Genomic DNA, 19,109 nt, shown 5'->3' on the forward strand with positions numbered 1-19,109 from the left:
CATCTGCCGTGTCAGTGGGAGCGCATTATAGGGAGTTCGCCGGAAGTAGCAAGCGTTAAAATAGAAAAATCTTATCGACCGCTCATTATTTGAACTTTTCGCTTATTCATCTTCTTACCATTCAAGGCGCCATCCCAGTGTTCATGCGGCCTGCAGCGCCGTTTACGCTAAGATCGTTTTTTGGCAAAAATGTGATTTTTCTCTCTTACCCAACGCCATTATCGCGCCGATGGTGAATTAAGCACCACTCTTGACCCACGACAAAGCGCCCACCTGGCCCCCGTTTCTATAATCAGGCCCGTTTCTTCTTACTGGTAATAATCGATGGCTTATCAACTCAACATTAACTGGCCCGAGTTTTTAGAGAAGTACTGGCAAAAACAGCCGGTGGTATTAAAAAACGCGTTTCCGGACTTCGTCGACCCGATTACCCCGGACGAGCTGGCCGGATTAGCCATGGAGCCGGAAGTCGACAGCCGACTGGTCAGCCTGACCAACGGCAAATGGCAGGCCAGCAATGGTCCTTTTGAACATTTTGACGGGCTGGGCGAAACCGGCTGGTCGCTGCTGGCCCAGGCGGTAAACCACTGGCATATGCCCGCCGCCGAGCTGGTGCGCCCGTTCCGCGTACTGCCGGACTGGCGTCTGGACGACCTGATGATCTCCTTCTCCGTCCCCGGCGGCGGCGTCGGCCCGCATATCGATCAGTATGACGTCTTTATTATTCAGGGCATGGGCAGCCGCCGCTGGCGCGTGGGCGATAAGCTGCCGATGCGTCAGTTCTGCCCGCATCCGGCACTGCTGCACGTCGATCCGTTCCCGCCGATCATTGATGAAGATCTGCAGCCGGGCGATATCCTCTATATTCCACCAGGATTCCCGCACGATGGCGTGACCCACGAAACCGCGCTGAACTACTCCGTCGGCTTCCGCGGGCCAAACGGTCGCGACCTGATCAGCAGCTTCGCCGACTATGTGCTGGAGAACGATCTTGGCGGCGAACACTACAGCGATCCGGACCTCACCTGCCGCGAGCATCCGGGCCGGGTGGAGGAGTATGAACTCGAACGTCTGCGCACCATGATGATCGACATGATTCGCCAGCCGGAAGACTTCAAGCAGTGGTTCGGCAGTTTCGTGACCACCCCGCGTCACGAGCTGGATATTGCGCCGGCGGAACCACCGTATGAAGAAGAGGAAGTGGTCGATGCGCTGCTGGGCGGCGAAAAGCTCTCCCGCCTGAGCGGCCTGCGCGTTCTGCATATCGGCGACAGCTTCTTCGTGCATAGCGAACAGCTGGACACTACCGATGCCAAAGCGCTGGATGCGCTGTGCCGCTATACCTCATTAGGTCAGGAAGAGCTCGGCAGCGGCCTGCAGAATCCGGCGTTCGTGAGCGAACTGACGCGGCTGATTAATCAGGGCTACTGGTACTTCGAAGAGTAAGAGAGCGGCAATACTGCGGGCGGCCGCCTGGCGCTGCCCGCTGACTTTCAGCCGTTATTGCGTCTATTTCGGCAGCACGATAATAAAACGCGTAGAGCGCCGATCGGACTGCACCGCTACGCTGCCGTGGTGGGCGCTGACGATGGATTTCACAATCGCCAGGCCGATACCGCTGCCCTCGCCTTTGCGCTGACGCGAGGGGTCGACGCGATAGAAACGGTCAAACAGCCGCGGCAGATGCTCGGCGGCAATCGGCGTACCGGGATTCTCCACCACCAGACGGATCGTCTCGGCGCTTTCGCTCAACTGGATGGTCACCGCCTGGCCGGCCGGCGTGTAGCGGATCGCATTCGACAGCAGGTTGCTGATCGCTCGCCGCAGCATCAGCGGATCGCCCGTCACCCGGCAGTGGCTACCGACAAAGCGCAGCGCCACCGCCTTCTCTTCCGCCCACGCTTCAAAGAACTCAAACACCTTATGCACTTCCTCGGCCAGATCCAGCGCCCGTTGTTCGGGGATCAGTTGGTTATTATCCGCCTGGGCGAGGAACAGCATATCGCTGACCATCCGCGACATCCGCGAGAACTCTTCAAGATTGGAATAGAGCACCTCTTCCAGCTCCTGCTGGCTGCGGCTCTGGCTTAAGGCGATTTCGGTTTGCGTCACCAGGTTAGTAATCGGCGTGCGGATTTCATGGGCGATATCGGCGGAGAAGTTGGACTGGCGGGTAAAGACATCCTCTATGCGCTCCAGCATATGGTTAAACGACAGCGCCAGCCGCTCCAGCTCGATAGGCACGGCCTGTGGGTCGAGGCGCACGTCGAGATCCCGCGAGGTAATATTCTGGATCTGGCGACTGATCTGGCGGATGGGCTTATGCCCCTGATAGACCACAAACAGCACGATGGCGATGATCAGCAAACTGATTATCGTCGCCGCGGAAATCAGCTTCGCTTTCAGCTCATTAATATAGTGCAGGTGAAAATCGATGGATAAGGCCATCAGCAGGTGGTACGCCGGTTTGCCGTCCGCCTGCTTGCCCAGCGGCAGCATGATCAGCCGCCAGGCGCGGGTCTCCATTGGATGATTATCATGAACCATCATCCGCGGCTGCGGGTCAGTCCATGAAATCACATTCCCGTCGCGCAGCTGCATCGCCAGCCCCGGCGTACTCAGCATATGGCTGAGATCCGGCCCGTCTGGCGACTGAAACAGAATATTGCCCTGGCCGTCGTCCAGACAGATAAAGACGTTGGCGTAACCCGCAATGATATTCCTCACGATCTCCAGCCGCCGCGCCTGCGGGTAGTCAGCGTGGTCGAGGACCGTCTCCAGCGTGGTGCTGAGCTGCCTGAGATCGTGCACGTCGCGCTCTTCAAAGTGGGCCTTCACCGAATGGATCATGATCCAGGTGAAGGCAAAGAAAGCGATGATGGTGGCGAGGCTGATAAAGAAGGTCAGCCGGGTGGCCAGGGAAAAGGGGCGCTTAGCGGCCATCCGGCACCTCAAGCATATAGCCGACGCCGCGCACGGTCTGGATAAGCTTCGGCTCGAAGTCGTTATCAATTTTGGCGCGCAGCCGCTTCACCGCCACGTCAATGGCGTTAGTGTCGCTGTCGAAATTCATATCCCAGACCTGCGAGGCAATCAGCGAACGCGGCAGCACCTCGCCCTGATGGCGCAGGAAGAACTCCAGCAGAGTGAATTCCTTACTGGTCAGGGTGATACGCGTCGCGCCGCGCGTCACCTTGCGGCTGACCAAATCGACGCTGAGATCCGCCGCCTGAAACTGGCTTTCGACGATGACCGCCGCTCCACGGCGCAGCAGGGTCCGCACTCGCGCCAGCAGCTCCGCAAAAGCAAATGGCTTCACCAGATAGTCGTCGGCGCCCAGCTCCAGCCCCTTCACCCGATGCTCAATAGTGCCAAGCGCGGTGAGCAGCAGGATCGGCATGCCTTTATTGGCGGCGCGCAGCATGCGCACGATATCCCAGCCGTTCACATCCGGCAGCATGATGTCGAGGATCAGCAGATCGTAATCGCTGGTCATTGCCAGGTGATAGCCGTTAAGGCCGTTATCGGCCAGGTCGACGACGAAGCCGGCCTCGGTGAGCCCTTTGGTCAGGTACTCTCCGGTTTTCTTCTCATCTTCGACAATCAAAATCTTCACGGCAGGCTCCTTCACGCGCGTTCTGTGCGGGTATTCAATTTTAGAGGAGCGCCTCCGGATAGCAATGAAATATCAGGAAAATGACAGCTTTGTCATTTTCCTGTCACGCCCTGAACAGAGCCCGCTACGTAAAGTAGCCGCCATGGATAAATCGTCGAAAGCGTCTGCCGCCATGCGCCCAATAAAGCTTCTTACTCTCAGCGTGATATTCGCCTTAACCGGCTGTCTGTCACTTGCTCCGGACTACCAGCGCCCCGCCGCGCCGGTGCCGCAGCAGTTCTCTCTCAGCCAGAACAAGCTGGTTACTGCGACAGCGGGCTATCAGGAGACCGGCTGGCGCACCTTTTTCGTCGACCCGCAGGTGAAAAGCCTGATTAGCACCGCGCTGGCCAACAACCGCGATCTGCGGATGGCGACGCTGAAAGTGCAGGAAGCCCGCGCCCAGTACCGGGTTACCGACGCCGACCGCTACCCGCAATTGAACGGTGACGGCAGCACCACCTATGGCGGCAAGCTTAAAGGCGACACCACCACCAGCAGCGATTATGCCGCCGGCCTGAATCTCAGCTATGACCTCGACTTCTTTGGCCGGTTGAAAAACCTCAGCGAGGCCGACCGGCAGAACTTCTTCGCCAGCGAAGAGGCCCGGCGTGCGGTGCATATCCTGTTGATTGCTAACATTTCACAAAGCTACTTCAACCAGCGGCTGGCGGCAGCGCAGTTGCAGGTGGCCAACGACACCTTACAGAACTATCAGCAGTCTTACGCCTTCGTTGAAAAACAGCTGCTGACCGGAAGCACCACCGTGCTGGCGCTGGAGCAGGCGCGCGGGATGATCGAAAGCACCCGCGCCGATATCGCCAAACGTCAGGGCCAGCTGGCGCAGGCCAATAACGCCCTGCAACTGCTGCTCGGCAGCTACCAGCATCTGCCGGACGATAGCGCCAGCAGCGCGGTGGACCTGAAAGGCGTAACCCTGCCGCCATCGCTCTCCTCAGCGATCCTGTTGCAGCGGCCGGATATTTTAGAGGCCGAACACAGCCTGTTGGCGGCCAACGCCAATATCGGCGCCGCGCGGGCGGCCTTCTTCCCGGCGATCACCCTGACCAGCTCGCTCTCCGGCAGCAGCAGCGAGCTCTCCAGCCTGTTTAACGCCGGCAGCGCGATGTGGAACTTCATCCCCAAAATCGAACTGCCGATTTTCAACGCCGGGCGCAATCAGGCCAACCTCGATCTGGCGGAGATCCGCCAGCAGCAGCAGGTGGTCAACTATGAACAAAAAATACAGTCCGCCTTTAAAGAGGTGGCCGACGCGCTGGCCCTGCGCCAAAGCCTGGCCGATCAGATTGCCGCCCAGGAGCGCTATCTCGCTTCACTAAATATCACCCTGCAGCGCGCTACTGCGCTCTATCGTCACGGCGCGGTCAGCTACATCGAAGTCCTGAGCGCCCAGCGCGACATTTTTACCACCCGACAAACCCTGCTGGAACTCAACTATTCCCGTCAGGCAAATGAAATCACCCTGTTCACCGCCCTCGGCGGCGGCTGGATGGAATAACCCAAGGAGTCCCGATCATGAATTCACTCTCTAAAGTCGCCCTGTTCACTCTGATTTCTGGCGCGGTGTTCGCCGTCCAGGCCGCCGACCCGCACGCCGGCATGGCGATGCACGAACAACCCGCCGTCACGCAGACGCAAAGCATCAGCGGCAAAGGGGTCATTAAAGCTATTGATATGGATAGCCAAAAAATCACCATCGCCCACGAAGCCATCCCGGCGGTGAACTGGCCGCCGATGACCATGCGCTTCACCATCACCCCGCAGACGCAGCTCAACAATGTGAAGAATGGCGACAGCGTGGACTTCACCTTCGTTCAGCAGGGCAACCTGTCGCTGCTGCAGGATATTCGCGCCCACTAATGGCCCGGCGACGGTAAGCCCCTCAACGACTAAATGGACGACACATGGCATCCCTGACACTGAAAAATACGGCGCTGATCCTCGGCAGCATGGTGATTGGCGGCGCGCTTACTGCGGCGCTGTACGCCCGGCTTTCCCCGCCCCACGCTGCCGCTCCGGCGGCCGAGCAGCAGCGTAAAGTGCTGTTCTGGTACGATCCGATGTACCCGAACACCCGCTTCGATAAACCGGGTAAATCGCCGTTTATGGATATGGATCTGGTGCCGAAATACGCCGATGAGGAGCATGCCGCCGCTGGTGCGTCGGGGGTGCGTATCGACCCGACGCAGACCCAGAATCTTGGGGTGAAAACCGCCGCGGTCACCCGCGGGCCGCTGCGCTACGCTCAGACCTTCCCGGCCAACATCAGCTATAACGAGTACCAGTACGTGATTATGCAGGCGCGGGCGGCGGGCTTTATCAATAAAGTCTATCCGCTGACCGTCGGCGACAAGGTGAAACAAGGCACGCCGCTCCTCGAGCTGACCATCCCTGACTGGGTGGAAGCGCAGAGCGAATATCTGTTATTGCAGGAGACCGGGGGCACCGCCACCCAGGTTGAGGGGATCCTCGAACGCCTGCGCCTTGCCGGAATGCCGGATGACGATATCCGCCGCCTGAAAGCCACGCGTAAAATCCAGACCCGCTTTACCCTCAAAGCACCGATCGATGGCGTGATTACCGCCTTCGATCTGCGTGCCGGAATGAACATCGCCAAAGATAATGTGGTGGCGAAAATTCAGGGCATGGATCCGGTGTGGGTCAGCGTGGCGGTGCCGGAATCCATCGCCTGGCTGATTAAAGACGCCTCGCAGTTCACCATTCAGGTTCCCGCCTGGCCAGGAAAAACTTTCAGCATCAGCAAATGGACCCTTCTCCCCAGCGTCGATAGCGCCACCCGCACCCTGCAGCTGCGCCTGCAGGTCAACAACCCGGATGAAGCGCTGAAGCCGGGGATGAATGCCTATCTGCAACTGACCAGTGAAAGCGAACCGATGCTGCTGATCCCGTCAAAAGCGCTGATCGACAGCGGCAGCGAGCAGCGAGTGATTACCGTGGATAACGAGGGGCGCTTCGTGCCGAAACGCGTGCAGGTATTCCATGAATCCGCTGGCGTCACGGCCATTCGCAGCGGGCTGCAGGAGGGTGAGAAAGTCGTCGCCAGCGGCCTGTTCCTGATCGACTCGGAGGCCAATATCGCCGGTGCGCTGGAGCGCATGCGTGCGCAGGCTCCCGGTACCGCGGCCCCTGCCGCCCACGCCCACTGAGGAACGGAACCATGATTGAATGGATTATCCGCCGCTCGGTGGCCAACCGTTTCCTGGTGATGATGGCGGCGCTGTTTCTCAGCATCTGGGGGACCTGGACCATCGTCCATACCCCGGTGGACGCTCTGCCGGACCTCTCCGACGTACAGGTGATCGTCAAAACCAGCTATCCGGGGCAGGCGCCGCAGATCGTCGAAAACCAGGTCACCTGGCCGCTGACCACCACCATGCTGTCAGTCCCCGGCGCGAAAACGGTACGCGGTTTCTCGCAGTTTGGCGACTCTTACGTGTATGTGATTTTTGAAGACGGCACCGATCCTTACTGGGCGCGCTCGCGGGTGCTGGAGTATCTCAACCAGGTGCAGGGCAAACTTCCCGCCGGGGTCAGCGCCGAAATGGGCCCGGACGCCACCGGCGTCGGCTGGGTCTTCGAGTACGCGCTGGTCGACCGCAGCGGCAAGCACGACCTCGCCGAACTGCGCTCCCTGCAGGACTGGTTCTTAAAATATGAGCTGAAAACCATCCCTAACGTCTCGGAAGTGGCGTCGGTGGGCGGCGTGGTCAAGGAGTACCAGATTGTTGTCGACCCGATGAAGCTGACCCAGTACGGCATCAGCCTCGGCGAGGTGAAATCGGCGCTGGATGCGTCTAACCAGGAGGCGGGCGGCTCTTCCGTCGAACTGGCGGAAGCCGAATATATGGTGCGCGCCAGCGGCTACCTGCAGACGCTCGACGACTTCAAAAACATCGTGCTGAAAACCGGTGACAACGGTGTGCCGGTCTATCTCGGCGACGTCGCGCGGGTGCAGATCGGCCCGGAAATGCGCCGCGGTATCGCCGAGCTTAACGGCGAAGGCGAAGTGGCCGGCGGCGTGGTGATCCTGCGCTCCGGCAAGAACGCCCGCGAAGTGATCTCGGCGGTCAAAGCGAAGCTGGCGTCGCTGCAAAGCAGCCTGCCGGAAGGGGTTGAAGTGGTCACCACCTACGACCGCAGCCAGCTTATCGACCGCGCCATCGACAACCTCAGCCATAAGCTGCTGGAAGAGTTTATCGTCGTCGCGCTGGTCTGTGCCCTGTTCCTGTGGCACGTACGCTCGGCGCTGGTGGCGATTATTTCGCTGCCGCTCGGCCTGTGCTTCGCCTTTATCATGATGCATTTCCAGGGGCTTAACGCCAACATCATGTCGCTGGGCGGAATCGCCATTGCGGTAGGGGCGATGGTCGATGCCGCCATCGTGATGATTGAGAACGCCCACAAGCGGCTGGAGGAGTGGGAACATCAGCACCCGGGAGAGAAGCTCAGCAACGACATCCGCTGGAAAATCATTACCGAGGCGTCGGTGGAGGTCGGCCCGGCGCTGTTTATCAGCCTGCTGATCATTACCCTGTCGTTTATCCCGATTTTCACCCTCGAAGGCCAAGAGGGCAAACTGTTCGGCCCGCTGGCCTTCACCAAAACCTGGTCGATGGCCGGGGCGGCGCTGCTGGCGATCGTGGTGATCCCGATCCTGATGGGCTTCTGGATCCGCGGCAAGATCCCAGCGGAGAACAGCAACCCGCTGAACCGCTTTTTGATCCGCATTTATCACCCGCTGCTGCTGAAGGTGCTGCACTGGCCGAAGACCACCCTGTTGATTGCGCTCCTGTCGATCCTGACGGTTATCTGGCCGCTTAACCGGGTCGGCGGCGAGTTTCTGCCGCAGATTAACGAAGGCGATCTGCTGTATATGCCGTCAACGCTGCCGGGGATCTCCGCTGCGCAGGCGGCGGATATGCTGCAGAAAACCGATAAGCTGATCATGACGGTGCCGGAAGTGGCCCGGGTGTTCGGCAAAACCGGCAAGGCCGAAACCGCTACCGACTCGGCGCCGCTGGAGATGGTAGAGACCACCATTCAGCTTAAGCCCCAGGATCAGTGGCGACCGGGGATGACCATGGAAAAGATCGTCGAGGAGCTGGACAAGACCGTGCGCCTGCCGGGGCTGGCGAACCTGTGGGTGCCGCCGATCCGCAACCGCATCGACATGCTCTCCACCGGCATCAAGAGCCCGATTGGCATTAAAGTTTCCGGCACTAATCTGGCCGATATCGACGCCATCGCCGAACAAATTGAAGGGGTGGCGCGCACCGTGCCGGGAGTCACGTCGGCATTAGCCGAGCGGCTGGTCGGCGGGCGCTACCTCAATATTGATATTCAGCGTGAGAAGGCGGCCCGCTACGGGATGACCGTCGGCGACGTGCAGCTGTTCGTCTCGTCCGCCATCGGCGGCGCGATGGTTGGCGAAACGGTAGAGGGCGTCGAGCGCTACCCGATCAACATCCGCTACCCGCAGAGCTATCGCGACAGCCCGGAGACCCTCCGCCAGCTGCCGATCCTCACGCCGCTGAAGCAGCAGATCGTCCTCGGCGACGTGGCTGAGGTGAAGGTGGTCACCGGACCATCCATGCTGAAGACCGAGAACGCCCGCCCGACCAGTTGGATCTACATCGACGCCCGCGACCGCGACATGGTGTCGGTAGTGCACGATCTGCAGCAGGCCATCGGCAAGGAGGTGAAGCTGAAGCCGGGCATCAGTGTGTCCTACTCCGGGCAGTTTGAGCTGCTGGAGCGCGCCAATCAGAAGCTGAAGCTGATGGTGCCGATGACGCTGATGATTATCTTCGTGCTGCTGTATCTGGCGTTCCGCCGCGTCGGCGAGGCGCTGCTGATTATCACCAGCGTGCCGTTCGCCCTCGTCGGCGGGATCTGGTTTCTCTACTGGATGGGGTTCCATTTATCGGTAGCCACCGGGACCGGCTTTATCGCCCTGGCCGGGGTGGCGGCGGAGTTTGGCGTGGTGATGCTGATGTACCTGCGCCACGCCATCGAGGCGGAACCGTCGCTGAAGAATCCGCAGACTTTCAGCGTCGATAAGCTCGACGAGGCGCTGTACCAGGGGGCGGTGCTGCGCGTGCGGCCGAAGGCGATGACCGTGGCGGTGATTATCGCCGGCCTGCTGCCGATTTTATGGGGTACCGGCGCCGGGTCGGAAGTCATGAGCCGTATCGCCGCGCCGATGATTGGCGGGATGATCACCGCCCCGCTGCTGTCGCTATTTATCATTCCGGCGGCATATAAGCTGATGTGGCTGTCCCGGCATCGGAGCAAGCGTAGCGAATAACCCGCCGCGTTTACGCCGGTCCGGGAAATTGGCTATAGTGGCGCCATTCTTCTGGCCGGCGTGAACGTCCCTATGAATCTGTACCTGGTGTGTTATTCCCTGCTGCTGCTCACCGCCGTGGGCAGCGCCCTGCTGCCCTACCCGCTGGCGATGTGGTTTTTACTGAGCAGCCTTCTGACATGGCTTATCTATGGCGCCGACAAGCTGGCGGCGCGCAAAGCCTGGCGACGGGTGCCGGAAACCACGCTGCTGGTGCTGGGCCTGGCGGGAGGCTGGCCGGGGGCCATCCTCGGCCAGCAGTGCTTTCGCCATAAAACGCAAAAGCAGCCCTTCCGGCGGTGGTTTTTCGTCAGCGTGGCGCTGAACGTGGCGGCGCTGGCCGGGCTGTACGTGGTTTATACCCACCTGCTCAGCCGCTAAGGGGCGAGGCTAGCGCGGCGTCTGGCGGATCCACACCAGGCGATCGACGTCAAAGCCCAGCTCGCGCGCGGTATTCAGGTAATCCTGCTTCACCGCCGCCGGAATGGTGGGGGTGCGCGACAGGATCCACAGATAGTCGCGGTTGGGGCCACTGACCAGCGCGTATTGGTAGTCGTCGTCCAGGCGGATCACGTTATAGCCGCCGTAGAATGGCCCGAAGAACGACACCTTCAGCGCCGCGGTGGTGGGGGCGCCGGTGAAATAGGCTTTTCCGTCGCTCTCACTCCAGCGTTTTTTGACCGGGTCATAACCGCGATTGACGACGCTGATCCCCCCGTCGCTGCGGGCGCCGTAGGTGGCGGTCACCTGCTCCAGGCCTCGCTCGAAGCGATTCTCCAGGCGGGCGACTTCATACCATTTTCCAAGGTAACGGCTGGCGTCAAACCCGCTAATCGGCTGAACGCCCTTCGGCGGGGTGGGCGATTTGCAGGCCACCAGGGTCAACGCGATAGCAACGCCAGTGACAACAGGCCATAGCTTCATGAGAACTCCTTTCATTTACGCGGTAGGGGAAAGTGTAGTGCAAAGCCACTACACTTCACGCCAGCCGACGTGATTCGTAGTATATTGAGAATATTCTTTGTTAACAGGTGGCCTCCATGCCTTACTCCATCGGCGAATTTGCCCGACTATGCGGGATAAATGCGACCACGCTTCGCGCCTGGCAGCGCCGCTATGGCCTGCTCAAGCCGCTGCGCACCGATGGTGGTCACCGTCAGTACAGCGATGACGACGTCCAGCAGGCGCTGAAGATCCTCGACTGGGTGAAAAAAGGGGTACCAGTCAGCCAGGTGAAGCCCCTGTTGTCGCGCCCCGGCGCACGGCGCACCAACAACTGGCTGACGTTGCAGGAGACCATGCTGCAGCGGCTGAAAGAGGGAAAAATCGAGTCCCTGCGCCAGCTGATCTACGACGCCGGGCGCGAATATCCGCGCCAGGAGCTGGTCACCGAGGTGCTGCGTCCGCTGCGCAGCCAGGTCTCCGCCAACGTGCCGGCCATCATGACGCTGCGCGAAATTCTCGACGGCATCATCATCGCCTATACCTCGTTTTGCCTCGAAGGCGACAAGAAGGCGCCCGGGGACAACTTTCTGATCACCGGCTGGCACTTGACCGACGCCTGCGAAATCTGGCTTGAAGCGCTCAAACGTACCGGCCAGGGCCATCGCATCGACGTTCTGCCGGTGCCTCCCGCCGCCCTGGCGCCGGAGATTTTCCCCCAGCGCAACTGGCTGCTGGTTACCAGCGGCAAACTTTCCGCCGCCCGCCAGAGGCAGGTCGAACTCTGGCAGCAGCAGGTCGTCTCCCTCGAGGTAATTCCGCTCTAACTCCCTGTTTTAACTTACCCCACTCTCTGTTCCGCCAGCGCCCGGTGGCGCGGCGGGCGCACGCTTGCCTTTTGCAACACACGCGATTTTCACCCCTTAAAACACCAATCATAACAACATGATTTTTAACACAAATAAAATATATTTTTCTACAAACTTGGACAAATAATTTTATTTGTGTAAGTTTTAAGTATGCCATTACGCTACCGTATCTAGCCAGGATGTGATCCATGAGCACCTCGCCGTCTGTGATTCGTCGTTTCGTTGAGTACTACGCCGGGCTGGATGCGCAGCCGCCCGCGGCGCTGGCCGCGCTGTACCATCCGGACGCGACGCTGAGCGATCCTTTTGGTCAGCATCAGGGGCTGTTCGCCATCCAGCGCTACTTTACCCATCTGCTGGCCAACGTGGAGCAGTGCCGGTTCACCATCGACACGCCGCTTTGCGACGGCCAACGGTTCGCCGTGACCTGGACCATGCACTGGTCGCATCCGCGCATTGCCGGTGGAGAAACCCTGGCCCTGCCGGGTTGCTCCATGGTGGACATCGCCGGGGAGCAGATCCTTCACCAGCGCGACTACTACGACGCCGGGGAGATGATCTACGAGCATCTTCCTCTACTGGGCTGGGCGGTGCGCGGCGTGAAGCGGAGGGTGCGCTCATGATGACGGTGCTCATCACCGGCGCCAGCTCCGGGATCGGCGCCGGTCTGGCGAAATCCTTCGCGGCGGATGGCCATCTGGTTATCGCCTGCGGGCGCGATGCTTCGCGCCTGACGGCGGTACAGCAGTTCAGCCCCAACATCAGTGTGCGCCTGTTCGATATGACAGACAGGGACGCCTGTCGCCAGGCGCTGACGGGCTGTTTTGCCGACCTGATCATTCTCTGCGCCGGGACCTGCGAATACCTCGACCACGGGCAGGTGGATGCCGCCCTCGTGGAGCGAGTGATGGCCACCAACTTCCTCGGGCCGGTGAACTGCCTGGCGGCGCTGCAGACGCAGCTGGAGGCAGGCGATCGGGTGGTGCTGGTCAGCTCGATGGCGCACTGGCTGCCCTTCCCGCGCGCGGAAGCCTATGGCGCCTCCAAGGCGGCGCTGACCTGGTTTGCCAACAGCCTGCGTCTGGACTGGGAGCCGAAAGGGGTGGCCGTCACGGTGGTCTCTCCGGGCTTCGTCGACACCCCGCTGACGCGCAAAAACGACTTCGCCATGCCCGGCCGGGTGAGCGAGGATCGGGCGGTGACGGCGATCCGCCATGGCCTGGCAAAGGGCCAAAACCACATTGCCTTCCCCACCGGTTTCAGCCTGGCCCTGCGGCTGCTGGCCAGCCTGCCATCGGGTATCCAGCGCCTGCTGTTGCGCAGGATGGTGCGCTCATGAACATCGCCATCATCGGTAGCGGCATCGCCGGGCTGACCTGCGCCTGGCGGCTGGCCGGACACCATCAGGTGACGCTGTTCGAAGCGGGCGCCACGCCGGGCGGCCACACCGCCACCGTGGATGTCGCCACGCCGCAGGGCACCTGGGCCATCGATACCGGATTTATCGTCTACAACGATCGCACCTATCCGCGCTTTATGGGCCTGCTCAGCGAGCTGGGGATCGACGGGCAAAAAACGCAGATGAGCTTCTCGGTTCACAACCCGACCAGCGGCCTGGAGTACAACGGTCACAGCCTGACCTCGCTTTTCGCCCAGCGGCGCAATCTGCTGAAGCCGGCCTTCTGGGGGCTGCTGAGCGAGATCGTCCGCTTTAACCGGCTGGCGAAACTGGCGCTGACCGAGGCGCTGGATCCGGGGGCGACGCTGGAGAGCTTCCTCGCCCGCCACCGCTTCAGCCCCTTCTTCGCCCGCCACTATATTCTGCCGATGGGGGCGGCCATCTGGTCGTCGTCGCTGCAGGAGATGCGTCGCTTCCCGCTGCCGCTGTTTTTACGCTTCTTTGAACACCACGGCCTGCTGGATATTCGCGATCGCCCGCAGTGGTACGTGGTGCCCGGCGGTTCCCGGGAGTACGTTCGCGCCCTGCTCGCCAGGCTCGGCGATCGTCTGAATCTGCGGCTCAACGCGCCGATACAGCAGGTGGACCGTCACCCGACGGGGGTCACCCTGCGGCTGGCGTCCGGGGAGGCGCATTTTGACCAGGTGATCTTCGCCTGCCACTCCGCGCAGGCCCTGGCGATGCTGGCGGCGCCCACCGATTCCGAACGCGAAGTCCTCGGGGATATCGGCTGGCAGCGCAACGAGGTGGTGCTGCACAGCGATCCGCGCTGGCTGCCGGAGCGCCAGCGCGCCTGGGCCAGCTGGAACTATCGCCTGAGCGACGGGGATCGGGCCCGGGCCTGCGTCACCTACAACATGAATATTCTCCAGGGGCTGCCCGCGGACGCGCCGCTGTTCTGCGTCACCCTGAACCCGGACGCGCCGGTGGACGATCGCTACGTCTGGCAGCGCTTCGTCTATGAGCATCCGCTGTTTAACCCGCAAAGCTGGTCGGCCCAGCTGCGGCGCGAAGAGATTAACGGCCAGCAGCGGAGCTGGTACTGCGGGGCCTACTGGTACAACGGCTTTCATGAGGACGGGGTGCGCAGCGCGCTCGACGTGGTGCAGGGCATCGCCGCGGCGGAGGGCAACTGAGATGAACAGCTGCCTCTATCAGGGCGTCCTGCGCCACCGTCGCCTGCAGCCGAAGGCGCACCACTTCGTCTACCGCCTATTTATGGCCTGGCTCGACCTCGACGAACTGGACAGGCTGCCTGAGGCGGGTATCCGCCGCAACCGCCTGGCCGCCGCCGCCTGGTACGACGCCGATTATCCGCTGGGCGCGCCGCTGAAGACCCAGGTGCTGAACCGGCTGGAGAGCCTGACCGGCTGCCGCCCGGCGGGACGCGTGATGCTCCTGACCCAGCTGCGCTACTTCGGCTTCCATTTTAATCCGGTCAACTTTTACTACTGCTATGACGAGGCCGACACCCTGCGCTGGGTGCTGGCCGAAGTGCGCAACACGCCGTGGAATGAGCGTCATTACTACGCGGTGGACGGCCAGCAGGCGCGCCCGCTGGAGAAAGCCTTTCACGTTTCGCCGTTTAACCCGATGGACATGGTCTATCACTGGCGCTTCAACGCGCCCGGCAAAACGCTGCACATGCACATTGAAAACCATCAGGCCAGCAAGGTGTTCGACGCCACGCTGACCCTGAGCCGCGTGCCATTGACCCGCGCCAACCTGCGCGGGCTGCTGCTGCGTCTGCCGCTGATGACCCTGAAAACCGTCCTCGCCATCTACTGGCAGGCGCTGCGGCTGTGGCTGAAGCGCCTGCCGCTGTACAACCATCCTGTCAGCAGGAGTGAACGCTCATGACCGATCCCGTCTTTGCGCTTGAACCCGATGTGCCGCGCAACGTGCGGCTCGCGCGCTGGCTGCTCTTTCGTCTGTTAAGCGGCCTCCGCGAAGGCTCGCTCACCGTGCGCGAAGGGGCGCAGACGTTTCATTTTGGCGACCCCGCCGCCGCGCTGCGCGCCGAGGCACGGGTCTGCACGCCGGAGGTGTACTGGCGTCTGCTGACCGGCGGCAGCCTGGCGGCGGCCGAGGCCTGGATGGACGGCGACTGGGAGAGCCACCAGCTGACGGCGCTGCTGCAGATCCTCGCGCGCAACGGCGAGGTGCTGGGGCGTCTGGAGCGCGGCTTTCGTCTGCTGGGCAAGCCCGTCGCCCGCCTGCGCCACTGGACCCGCCGCAACACCCGCGCCCAGGCGCGGGAGAACATCGCCGCCCATTACGACCTCGGCAACGAATTTTATGCCCACTTTCTGGATGACGACCTGCTCTACTCCAGCGCGTTGTTTACCGATGACCAGCAGGATCTGACCCAGGCCCAGCGGGCCAAGATGGCGCGCCTGTGCGACCAGCTGGCGCTCACTCCCGGCGATCATCTGCTGGAGATTGGCACCGGTTGGGGGGCGCTGGCCGAGTACGCCGCCCGCCATTACGGCTGCCGGGTCACCACCACCACCCTTTCCCGGGAGCAGCACCGCTGGGCTACCGAGCGCATGGCCCGCGCCGGGCTGCAGGATCGCGTCGAGGTGCTGCTCTGCGACTACCGCGATCTGCGCGGCGAGTACGACAAACTGGTGTCGGTGGAGATGATTGAGGCGGTGGGCCAGCGCTACCTCCCGGCCTTCTTCCGCACCTGCCAGGCGCGCCTGCGCCCGGGCGGCAGAATGGCCCTGCAGGCGATCACCATCCAGGATCAGCGCTATCGCGACTACAGCAAAAGCGTCGATTTTATCCAGCGCTACATCTTCCCCGGCGGCTTTTTGCCCAGCATCACCGCAATGAGCGAGCTGATGACCCGCCATACCGATTTTGTGGTGCGCAACCTGTTCGACATGGGCCCGGACTACGCCCGCACCCTGGCCCACTGGCGGCAGCGCTTTACCCACGCCTGGCAGGATATTGAAAAGCTCGGCTTTGATGAGCGCTTCCGCCGGATGTGGCTCTACTACTTCGGCTACTGCGAAGCCGGATTTAACGCCCGCACCATCAGCGTGGTGCAGCTCACCGCGGAGCGGGTATGACACGCCCGGCGCAGCACCTGCTGATGGCCCTCGCGTTCGATGTTTACTGGACGCTGGTGGTGATGTTGCGCGAGCGCGGCCTGCTGATCTGGCTGACGCTGGCGATCTTCGCCTGGCTGCGGTTGCCGGCGGCCAGTCGTCCGCCCGCCCTGCTGTTGGCCACGGCGGGCTGCGGCCTGGATGCCTGCTGGGCGCTGGCGGGGCTGATCGATTTTCGCGGCGACAGCCTGCTGCCCCTGTGGATGGTGGCCCTGTGGCTGATGTTCGCCGTCGTCTGGACCCGACTGACCCGCACCACGACGCTTCCCGGCTGGGTGCTGGCCACGGTGGCGACCCTCGGCGGCCCGGTGGCCTACCTGATCGGCGCTCGCCTTGGAGCCATGACCCTGCTGGTGCCGATGGCGCTTGCCGTGGCCGCCATGGCCTGCGGCTGGCTGGTGCTCATGCTGTTATTCCATCTGGGGATGGGGAGGCGAAAATGAGATTCGCCCTGTTACTGCTGTGGCTGACCACCCTCGCTCCGGCGGCCCACGCCGCCGACTGGCTGACGTGGCGTGGCGTCGGCGAGGCGACCCTCACCTGGGGGCCATTCACCGTCTATCACTCGCAGCTGCGCACGCCCAATGGCCGGTATGACGGCCCGCAACAGGATCGGGCGCTGATCATCACCTACCGGCGCGACATCGATCGCGACGCGCTGGTGGACGCCACCCGCGACCAGTGGCAGGCGCAGGGCATTCTGCAGCAGGAGCCGCGCAGCGAAGCCTGGCTGCGCATGTTGCAGGGGATCTGGCCGGACGTCGCGCCGGGCAGCCAGCTGGCGTTCGTGGTCAGCGGCGGCGAGGGGCAGTTCTGGTACCGCGCCAGCGCCGCGCAGACCGCCTTTACCCCGCTCGGCCCGCGCCAGTCGGCGGCGTTCAGCACCCGCTTTCTCGCCATCTGGCTCGATCCGCGCACCACTTATCCCGAACTGCGTCAGCAGTTGATCGGAGGTACACCATGAAACGCATTCTGACCCTTGGCCTGGCGCTGCTGATGCTGATCCTCGCCGGCTGCAGCACCGAGGTCACGGAGTACCGGCAGCAGCAGCCCGCCCTCGACATCTTTCACTATTTTCAGGGGCGAACCGAGGCGTGGGGGATGGTGCAGGATCGCAACGGCAAGCAGCTGCGCCGCTTCCATGTTGAGATCGATGGCGACGTCGTCGGCGACACCCTGACGCTCCATGAGCGCTTTGTCTATGACGATGGCGAGAAGCAGCAGCGGGTGTGGCGCATTCGCCGCACCGGCGATAACCGTTATCAGGGCACCGCCGGAGACATCGAAGGCGTGGCCAGCGGCCAGGCGGCGGGCAATGCCTTTCACTGGCGCTACAGCATGAACGTCGAGGCCAGCGGCAGCCGGTGGCTGCTGCACTTTGACGACTGGATGTTCCTGCAGGACGGCAGCCATTTGTTTAACAAAACCGAGATGAAGAAATTCGGCATTACGGTCGCCACCGTGACCCTTTTCTTTACCCGAACCACAGCAGAAGAGAGGACAGCGCCATGAACACGCAACCTGTCATTGGGATCAGCGGATGTTTAACCGGCTCAGCCGTGCGATTCGACGGCGGGCATAAGCGTATGGGCTTTGTGATGGATGAGCTCGCGCAGTGGGTGGCGTTTAAACCCGTCTGCCCGGAGATGGCGATCGGCCTGCCCGTTCCCCGTCCGGCGCTCCGCCTGGTGCAGACCCCGGTCGGGGAGATCCGCATGCGCTTCAGCCACGCCCCGCACGAGGATGTGACGGAGAAGATGGCTGATTTCGCCAGCGCCCACCTGGCAACCCTGGGCGAGCTGTCGGGCTTTATCGTCTGCGCCAAATCGCCGAGCTGCGGGATGGAGCGCGTGCGGCTGTATGACGAAAAAGGCAATCGCGGGCGTAAGGAAGGCGTGGGGCTGTTTACCGGCGCCCTGATGGCGCGCTACCCGTGGCTGCCGGTGGAAGAGGATGGCCGGCTGCACGATCCGCTGCTGCGGGAGAATTTTGTCGAGCGCGTTTTCGCCCTGCATGAACTCAACGCCCTGCGCGCCCGCGGCCTGACCCGTCACGGCCTGCTGGCCTTTCACAGCCGCTACAAGCTGCAGCTGCTGGCTCACCACCAGGCGGGCTACCGGGAGATCGGCCCGTTCGTCGCCTCGCTGCATGAATGGGAGGATCTGGAAGCGTTCTTCGAGGTCTACCGCGAAAAGCTGATGGCGATCCTCAAGCAGCCCGCCTCGCGGAAAAACCACACTAACGTGCTGATGCATATTCAGGGTTATTTCCGCGACCAGCTCAACAGCCGCCAGCGCGGCGAACTGCGGGAGGTGATCCTCAACTATCGCGCCGGGCTGCTGCCGATCCTTGCGCCGCTGACGCTGCTTAAGCACTATCTGGCCGAGTATCCGGATCGCTACCTGCAGGCGCAGAACTATTTTGACCCCTACCCGCAGGATCTGGCCCTGCGCCTGACGGTGAACTGAGGGGGACCTGAACCAGCTGCCCGGCGGCGCTACGCTTGCGCGGGCCTGGGGGGAAGGAGGTTTTCTGTAGGCCGGATAAGGCATTGATGCCGCCATCCGGCACTACCGCGGGTACGGCGCCTGACCGCCCGGCGGCGCTGCGCTTGCCGGACCTACGGGGGGATCCCGCAGGCCTCCTCAGTCGTAGCCCGGCTAAGCGTAGCGCCAGCCGG

General features: G+C 62.1%; 19 protein-coding genes. 16 read left to right on the forward strand and 3 right to left on the reverse strand.

Features of this window, described 5'->3' with window-relative positions; genetic code table 11:
• Positions 1 to 324 precede the first annotated feature (324 nt).
• Positions 325 to 1,446, forward strand: coding sequence for a ribosomal protein uL16 3-hydroxylase (locus HMPREF3142_RS11025; RefSeq protein ID WP_044650383.1), 1,122 nt, complete (start codon positions 325 to 327; stop codon positions 1,444 to 1,446).
• A gap of 63 nt (positions 1,447 to 1,509) precedes the next feature.
• Here the strand turns inward: HMPREF3142_RS11025 and HMPREF3142_RS11030 are convergent, their stop codons facing one another.
• Positions 1,510 to 2,943 carry a Cu(+)/Ag(+) sensor histidine kinase gene (locus tag HMPREF3142_RS11030; RefSeq protein WP_070612073.1) on the reverse strand — a complete coding sequence of 478 codons (1,434 nt, stop codon included), beginning with the start codon at positions 2,941 to 2,943 and terminating at the stop codon, positions 1,510 to 1,512.
• Complete coding sequence (gene cusR / locus HMPREF3142_RS11035; protein ID WP_008807068.1) at positions 2,933 to 3,616, reverse strand: copper response regulator transcription factor CusR; 684 nt, start codon at positions 3,614 to 3,616, stop codon at positions 2,933 to 2,935. The genes HMPREF3142_RS11030 and cusR overlap by 11 nt, the downstream gene beginning before the upstream one ends.
• Positions 3,617 to 3,788: 172 nt before the next feature.
• Here cusR and HMPREF3142_RS11040 point away from each other — a divergent pair, with 172 nt between their 5' ends.
• The 5 genes from HMPREF3142_RS11040 (at position 3,789) to HMPREF3142_RS11060 (ending at position 10,424) form a co-directional block, all read left to right on the forward strand.
• On the forward strand, positions 3,789 to 5,174 hold the full coding sequence (locus HMPREF3142_RS11040; protein WP_070612080.1) for an efflux transporter outer membrane subunit: 1,386 nt from the start codon (positions 3,789 to 3,791) through the stop codon (positions 5,172 to 5,174).
• A gap of 17 nt (positions 5,175 to 5,191) precedes the next feature.
• Positions 5,192 to 5,536, forward strand: coding sequence for a cation efflux system protein CusF (gene cusF / locus HMPREF3142_RS11045; protein WP_070612074.1), 345 nt, complete (start codon positions 5,192 to 5,194; stop codon positions 5,534 to 5,536).
• Between the two features lie 44 nt (positions 5,537 to 5,580).
• Positions 5,581 to 6,843, forward strand: a complete 1,263-nt coding sequence (locus HMPREF3142_RS11050; RefSeq protein ID WP_016160207.1) for an efflux RND transporter periplasmic adaptor subunit — start codon at positions 5,581 to 5,583, stop codon at positions 6,841 to 6,843.
• 11 nt (positions 6,844 to 6,854) lie between these two features.
• A complete protein-coding gene (locus HMPREF3142_RS11055) occupies positions 6,855 to 10,004 on the forward strand; it encodes a CusA/CzcA family heavy metal efflux RND transporter (protein WP_070612075.1) in 3,150 nt (1,049 codons plus the stop codon).
• A gap of 72 nt (positions 10,005 to 10,076) precedes the next feature.
• Positions 10,077 to 10,424, forward strand: coding sequence for a DUF1294 domain-containing protein (locus tag HMPREF3142_RS11060; protein ID WP_070612076.1), 348 nt, complete (start codon positions 10,077 to 10,079; stop codon positions 10,422 to 10,424).
• 9 nt (positions 10,425 to 10,433) lie between these two features.
• Here HMPREF3142_RS11060 and HMPREF3142_RS11065 read toward each other — a convergent pair whose 3' ends face one another.
• Positions 10,434 to 10,967, reverse strand: a complete 534-nt coding sequence (locus HMPREF3142_RS11065; protein WP_008807074.1) for a lipocalin family protein — start codon at positions 10,965 to 10,967, stop codon at positions 10,434 to 10,436.
• A 116-nt stretch (positions 10,968 to 11,083) separates the two neighbouring features.
• Here HMPREF3142_RS11065 and HMPREF3142_RS11070 point away from each other — a divergent pair, with 116 nt between their 5' ends.
• From HMPREF3142_RS11070 to HMPREF3142_RS11115, 10 genes are all read left to right on the forward strand, one after another.
• Entirely contained in the window at positions 11,084 to 11,812 is a 729-nt protein-coding gene (locus HMPREF3142_RS11070; RefSeq protein WP_008807075.1) for a MerR family transcriptional regulator, read from the forward strand.
• Between the two features lie 230 nt (positions 11,813 to 12,042).
• Positions 12,043 to 12,477 carry a nuclear transport factor 2 family protein gene (locus HMPREF3142_RS11075; protein ID WP_023323565.1) on the forward strand — a complete coding sequence of 145 codons (435 nt, stop codon included), beginning with the start codon at positions 12,043 to 12,045 and terminating at the stop codon, positions 12,475 to 12,477.
• Positions 12,474 to 13,193, forward strand: coding sequence for an SDR family NAD(P)-dependent oxidoreductase (locus HMPREF3142_RS11080; protein ID WP_070612077.1), 720 nt, complete (start codon positions 12,474 to 12,476; stop codon positions 13,191 to 13,193). Before HMPREF3142_RS11075 ends, HMPREF3142_RS11080 begins: the two co-directional genes overlap by 4 nt.
• Entirely contained in the window at positions 13,190 to 14,449 is a 1,260-nt protein-coding gene (locus tag HMPREF3142_RS11085) for an NAD(P)/FAD-dependent oxidoreductase (protein WP_032740360.1), read from the forward strand. The genes HMPREF3142_RS11080 and HMPREF3142_RS11085 overlap by 4 nt, the downstream gene beginning before the upstream one ends.
• Before the next feature lies 1 nt (position 14,450).
• The gene (locus tag HMPREF3142_RS11090; RefSeq protein WP_070612078.1) at positions 14,451 to 15,173 is read left to right on the forward strand and encodes a DUF1365 domain-containing protein; all 723 of its coding nucleotides are present in this window, start codon (positions 14,451 to 14,453) and stop codon (positions 15,171 to 15,173) included.
• Complete coding sequence (locus HMPREF3142_RS11095) at positions 15,170 to 16,390, forward strand: SAM-dependent methyltransferase (RefSeq protein ID WP_004192234.1); 1,221 nt, start codon at positions 15,170 to 15,172, stop codon at positions 16,388 to 16,390. Before HMPREF3142_RS11090 ends, HMPREF3142_RS11095 begins: the two co-directional genes overlap by 4 nt.
• A complete protein-coding gene (locus tag HMPREF3142_RS11100) occupies positions 16,387 to 16,872 on the forward strand; it encodes a DUF2878 domain-containing protein (protein ID WP_025714115.1) in 486 nt (161 codons plus the stop codon). The genes HMPREF3142_RS11095 and HMPREF3142_RS11100 overlap by 4 nt, the downstream gene beginning before the upstream one ends.
• Positions 16,869 to 17,393 carry a hypothetical protein gene (locus HMPREF3142_RS11105; RefSeq protein ID WP_070612079.1) on the forward strand — a complete coding sequence of 175 codons (525 nt, stop codon included), beginning with the start codon at positions 16,869 to 16,871 and terminating at the stop codon, positions 17,391 to 17,393. The genes HMPREF3142_RS11100 and HMPREF3142_RS11105 overlap by 4 nt, the downstream gene beginning before the upstream one ends.
• Complete coding sequence (locus tag HMPREF3142_RS11110) at positions 17,390 to 17,941, forward strand: DUF3833 domain-containing protein (protein ID WP_012969055.1); 552 nt, start codon at positions 17,390 to 17,392, stop codon at positions 17,939 to 17,941. The genes HMPREF3142_RS11105 and HMPREF3142_RS11110 overlap by 4 nt, the downstream gene beginning before the upstream one ends.
• Entirely contained in the window at positions 17,938 to 18,897 is a 960-nt protein-coding gene (locus HMPREF3142_RS11115; RefSeq protein WP_004178436.1) for a YbgA family protein, read from the forward strand. The genes HMPREF3142_RS11110 and HMPREF3142_RS11115 overlap by 4 nt, the downstream gene beginning before the upstream one ends.
• Positions 18,898 to 19,109: the final 212 nt, after the last annotated feature.

The sequence above is a fragment of the Klebsiella sp. HMSC16C06 genome (assembly GCF_001808325.1).
Classification (GTDB): Bacteria; Pseudomonadota; Gammaproteobacteria; order Enterobacterales; family Enterobacteriaceae; genus Klebsiella; species Klebsiella variicola.